2 protein-coding genes are annotated in these 909 nt (G+C 60.6%); both read right to left on the minus strand.

Annotated elements, in window-relative coordinates; translation table 11 throughout:
- The coding region (locus ROR02_RS16460) for a GAF domain-containing protein (RefSeq protein WP_147165119.1) at positions 1 to 520 on the minus strand (520 nt) is incomplete at its 3' end.
- Between the two features lie 185 nt (positions 521 to 705).
- The coding region (locus tag ROR02_RS16735) for a hypothetical protein (RefSeq protein ID WP_170245171.1) at positions 706 to 909 on the minus strand (204 nt) is incomplete at its 5' end.

Below are 909 nucleotides of genomic sequence, written 5' to 3' on the forward strand. Positions count from 1 at the left end.
CCGTTGGTATCAGGCGTTGGTTCATGTAGGTGCGTTCCGCGCAGATGGTCCCCAGCACCTTGCGCGCATGCACGATGGGCACGCAAAAAAACGCGCGGTTGGCGTGGCGCTTGTCCTCGTGGGCGCGGGTGCGGTCCAGGAAATCGGCGTTCTCGCCCAGACGGGGCACGATGATCGCCTTGCCGCTTTCCACCACCTTGCCGGTGATCCCTTCCCCCGGCGCGTAAATGCCCCGACCTTTTTCCTCGTCGGTCAGGCCGAAGCTCTGGTGAATGAAAATGGTTTCCGACGAGCGGTCGTAGAGCATCACAATGCCGCGCTGCATGCGCAACCGCTGGCGCAACACGTCCAAGGTCAGGTCCACCAGGGTGGTCAAGGTGGCGTCCTCGGTCATCACCTTGTTGATTTTCGACAACACCGACAGGATGTTCACCCGACATTCGCCGGTGAAGCAGTGGGTGAACTCGTCCACGAAATCCGTCAGGTTGAAATCAACGACCAGGGCTTGTTCGGGAGTCATGCGCCGTTTTCCCTGTTTTGTTGCGCGGGCCCGCCAGCCCCCGCCGGCGCGCCTTGTCTCCCTTGCCAATTGCAAACCCCGGGCCACGACAAAATCGTTCCGTTTCAGCCCTTTCCCGATTCAGGATCTCACTATTCGGAACAATCGCCCGCTTTTGTACGTTTTCGGTCACTTTTGGGGCGGGATCAGTCGGCTTGCTCGGCCAGCCGCCGCCGGCATTCCTCGACCGCCTCGCGGGAGCGTTGCAGGCCTTGGTGATCGACGCGGCCGTGAATGTCGCCTTGCTCTGCTTCCTTGACCGCGCGTTCGGCCCAGTTCAAAGCCTCGGCGTATTGCTTCATCTGGAAGAGGCAATACCCCACCTGATGCAGGCTTTTTCCCAGGCTTTC

It is taken from the genome of Pararhodospirillum oryzae, assembly GCF_007992075.1.
Lineage (GTDB): Bacteria > Pseudomonadota > Alphaproteobacteria > Rhodospirillales > Rhodospirillaceae > Pararhodospirillum > Pararhodospirillum oryzae.